Source organism: Streptomyces sp. NPDC002785 (genome assembly GCF_040295565.1).
Classification (GTDB): domain Bacteria; phylum Actinomycetota; class Actinomycetes; order Streptomycetales; family Streptomycetaceae; genus Streptomyces.
This window is the reverse complement of the sequence record NZ_JBEOVN010000338.1, coordinates 1-3,971: the sequence shown is the minus strand read 5'-3', so window position 1 is coordinate 3,971 and position 3,971 is coordinate 1. Positions and strand designations below refer to the sequence as shown.

The window sequence follows — 3,971 nt, the reverse complement described above, 5'->3', positions numbered from 1 at the left end:
TCGCAGCTGCGACCGGGGGCAGTTCGTCGGACAGGGGTGTCGCTCAGAGCACGCACTCCGCCTCGGCGTACCGCTCGGCCGGGACCGTCTTCAGGGTCTCCACGGCCTTGCTCAGCGGCACCATCACGATGTCCGTGCCGCGCAGCGCCGTCATCATGCCGAATTCGCTGTGGTGTGCGGCCTCCACCGCGTGCCAGCCGAAACGGGTGGCGAGAACACGGTCGTACGCGGTCGGGGTGCCGCCGCGCTGCACATGGCCGAGGATCACCGGGCGGGCCTCCTTGCCGAGGCGCTGCTCCAGCTCGACGGAGAGCTGTGTGGCCACGCCGGCGAAGCGCTCGTGCCCGTAGATGTCCTTGGTGCCCTGTTCGAACTCCATGGAGCCCTCGCGGGGCTTGGCGCCCTCGGCGACGACGACGATCGCGAACTTCTTGCCGGCCGAGAAGCGCTTGCCGACCAGCTCGGTCAACTCGTCGATGTCGAAGGGGCGCTCCGGCACGACGATGGCGTGCGCACCGGCCGCCATGCCCGAGTGCAGGGCGATCCAGCCGGTGTGGCGGCCCATGACCTCGACGATCAGCACCCGCTGGTGCGATTCGGCGGTGGTCTTCAGCCGGTCGAGGGCCTCGGTGGCGACACCGACGGCGGTGTCGAAGCCGAAAGTCACATCGGTGGAGGCGATGTCGTTGTCGATCGTCTTCGGTACGCCGACGATCGGCAGACCCGCCTCGGAGAGCAGATTGGCCGCCTTCAGCGTGCCCTCGCCGCCGATCGGGATGATCGCGTCGAGACCGAGATCGGCGACGTGGCCCCTGGCCTGTTCGACGCCGCCCCGCAGATGGGCGGGCTGGACCCGGGAGGAGCCGAGGATCGTGCCGCCGAGGGCGAGAATGCCGCCGACCGCGTCGAGGTCGAGCTTGCGGTAGTCGCACTCGAGGAGACCCTTCCACCCGTCGTGGAAGCCGATGACCTCGTCGCCGTGGTCGACCACCGCGCGATGCACGATGGAACGGATGACGGCGTTGAGGCCGGGGCAGTCGCCGCCGGAGGTGAGCACACCAATTCGCATTGCCCGGGAAACCTTTGCAACGTGGGCCGACGACCGGACCACGTCGTCCGGTTGGATCCCCGCCACCCTACCGGCGCAGGGTGGCGGGACCGAACCGGGCGTCCGCCTGCTGGACGCCGCTCAGCTGAGCGAAATGTGCCTCATCAGGCGGGCTGGGTCGCCGAGGCGATGCGCTCGGCGCGCAGCGCCTCGTACCAGCGGTCGTCCGTCGGCGGCAGGGCGTTGACATCGAGCGCCAGCTTCAGCAGCAGATCCGCGATCAGCGGGTTGCGCGCCATTACGGGCCCGTGCATGTACGTACCGAAGACGGTGTCGTTGTACGCACCCTCGATGCCGTCGCCGGTGCCGTTGCCCCGGCCGTACTGCACCCGGGCGAACGGCCGTGCCGTCGGGCCGAGATGGGTGATGCCCTGGTGGTTCTCGAAACCGGTCAGCGGCGGCAGGCCGAGGCGCGGGTCGATGTCGGCCAGTACGTCACCGACGCACCGGGCTCCCTCGCCACGGGTGGAGACCACGTCGAGCAGCCCGAGACCGGGCTCGCGCTCACCGAGGTCGTTGATGAACTCATGGCCGAGGATCTGGTACCCGGCGCAGACCGAGAAGATGATCGCGCCGTTGGACGCTGCCCGGCTGAGTCCGCCGTCGCGGCGCAGCCGCTCCGCGGCGAGACGCTGCGGCCGGTCCTCACCGCCGCCGACCAGATAGATGTCGCCGGACGTCGGGATCGGCTGGTCGCTGCGGACGTCGACGCGCTGCACGTCGAGACCGCGTTGCCGGGCCCGGCGCTCCACCACGAGCGCATTGCCCTGGTCGCCGTAGGTGCTGAGGAGGTCGGGGTAGACCCAGACCAGACGCAGACCGTTGTTGCTCATGCTTCGTCCTCTCCGGAGGTGGCCGGGGCCGGGTTCAGTTGCCGACACGACGGCGCAGGTCCTGGAAGGCGGTGTAGTTGGCGATGACCTCGATACGGCCGGGCGGGGCCTGCTGCACGGCCTCGTCGAGGTTCTCGCAGACCCGGAAGTCGAGACCGGCCACTTCGAGACGGACCGCGAGGTCCAGCTTGCGGTCGCCGAGCACGAAGATCGGGTGACCGGCGAGCTGCGTGTAGTCCACGTCCCACAGCCAGGAGGTGTCCGTGCCGTCCGCGCCACGGGCGTTGACGGAGAGGATCACCGGGGTGGGCGGCGGGTCGATCAGGGTAAACGTTTCGAGCCAGCCCGCCGGGTTCTTCGCCAGCAGCAGCCGCAGCTCACGGCCGAGGAAGGACACCACGTCATAGCGGCCCGCGACGGCCTGCACCTGGTACATGCGCTCCAGCGCGACCTGCGGCGGCACACCGAAGACGGCGGCCACGGCGGCGGAGCTGGTGGCGTTGGCCTTGTTGGCGCGTCCGGGCAGCTGGAGGTGGATCGGCCATGCCGAACCGTGCGGGTCCAGGACGTAGTCGCCGTGCAGCACCCAGCTGGGAGCGGGGCGGCGGAATCCGCACTCGCCGCAGAACCAGTCGTCGCCGGGGCGCTGCATCACACCGCCGCACGACGGGCAGGACCAGGCGTCGTCCTTCCACGCCTGGCCGGCCGCGACCCACACCACATTGGGGGAGGAGGACGCCGCCCAGACGATCAGCGGGTCGTCGGCGTTCGCGACGATCACGGCCTTCGAACCGGACAGCCCCTCACGCCACTTCTCCGCGAGCATCCGGGTCTCCGCGGCGCGGTCCAGCTGGTCGCGGGAGAGGTTGAGCAGTGCGATCACCTTGGGCGTCGTGTCGCGCGCGACCCCGGCGAGGTACTTCTCGTCGACTTCTATCACGCCGTACTTCGCGTCCGAGCCGCCTGCCAGCGCCGAGGTGATGCCCGCGGGCATGTTCGCTCCGAGCGCGTTCGACACGACCGGGCCCGCGGCCCGCAGCGCCTCGGCGATCAGCCGGGTCGTCGTCGTCTTGCCGTTCGTCGCCGACACGAGGATCACGTCCAGGTGCTGCGCCAGCCGCCCCAGCAGGTCGGGGTCGAGCTTGAGCGCCACCCGGCCGCCGATCACCGATCCGCTGCCGCGCCCAGCAGCGCGCGACACCGCTGCCGCGGCCTTACCCGCCGTCACGGCCAGCTTGGCCCGCGGCGACAGCGGCTCCGTGTTGCCTGCCATCGTCCTAGATCCTCCTTGCATCGGTCCACGCCCAGCCTATCGATGTCCGGCGCGGCGACCGTACCGCGGCACCGCCCGGGAGGTGGAGGTCACGTGGAACGTACGATTGCCGGCATGCGAAACCGCCCGATCCCCGGCAGTTCCGGACTGATTCGTGCCATGAGTCTGCTCGGTGATCCGGTGCTGCACGAAGCATGCGAACCCGTCACGGACTTCGGTCCCTCGCTCGCCCGCCTTGTCGAGGACATGTACGCCACCATGTACGCGGCCCAGGGGGTCGGACTCGCGGCCAATCAGGTCGGCGTTCCGCTGCGGGTGTTCGTCTACGACTGCCCGGACGACGACGACGTCCGTCACCTCGGGCATCTCGTCAACCCGAAGCTGGTCGAGGCGGACGGCATCACCGTACGCGGCCCGGAGGGTTGTCTGTCGCTGCCCGGCATCGAGGCCGGCACCCCGCGCTTCGACCGTGCCGTCGTCGAGGGCGTAACCGTCGCGGGCGAGCCGGTACGGGTCATCGGCACCGGTTTCTTCGCACGCTGCCTGCAGCACGAGTGCGACCATCTTGAAGGCATGGTCTACACGGACCGGCTGACCGGGCTGCGCCGGGCGAGGGCGCTGCGCGCGGCCCGCCGGGCGCCCTGGGCGCGGGGCGGCTGAGAGGCTGTCGGGGTGACCTCTGACCGGGCGGCCACGCCCTGGCACGCACGCTTCCCGCGTTGTCGTCGGTCGGCGTCGCTCCGCGTCGCCTCCCTCC

The 3,971-nt window shown here is 70.4% G+C and carries 4 protein-coding genes; 1 reads left to right on the top strand and 3 read right to left on the bottom strand.

The window, feature by feature from the left end; all coding sequences use genetic code 11:
- Nucleotides 1-43 precede the first annotated feature (43 nt).
- From ABTZ94_RS36525 to ABTZ94_RS36515, 3 genes are all read right to left on the bottom strand, one after another.
- A complete protein-coding gene (locus ABTZ94_RS36525; RefSeq protein ID WP_351207596.1) occupies nt 44-1,069 on the bottom strand; it encodes a 6-phosphofructokinase in 1,026 nt (341 codons plus the stop codon).
- A gap of 143 nt (nt 1,070-1,212) precedes the next feature.
- Nucleotides 1,213-1,941, bottom strand: coding sequence for a type 1 glutamine amidotransferase (locus ABTZ94_RS36520; RefSeq protein WP_351207594.1), 729 nt, complete (start codon nt 1,939-1,941; stop codon nt 1,213-1,215).
- A 34-nt stretch (nt 1,942-1,975) separates the two neighbouring features.
- Nucleotides 1,976-3,214, bottom strand: a complete 1,239-nt coding sequence (locus tag ABTZ94_RS36515; RefSeq protein WP_351207592.1) for a Mur ligase family protein — start codon at nt 3,212-3,214, stop codon at nt 1,976-1,978.
- Nucleotides 3,215-3,328: 114 nt separating this feature from the next.
- Between ABTZ94_RS36515 and def the strand changes: the two genes are divergently transcribed.
- The gene (gene def, locus ABTZ94_RS36510) at nt 3,329-3,874 is read left to right on the top strand and encodes a peptide deformylase (RefSeq protein ID WP_351207590.1); all 546 of its coding nucleotides are present in this window, start codon (nt 3,329-3,331) and stop codon (nt 3,872-3,874) included.
- Nucleotides 3,875-3,971: the final 97 nt, after the last annotated feature.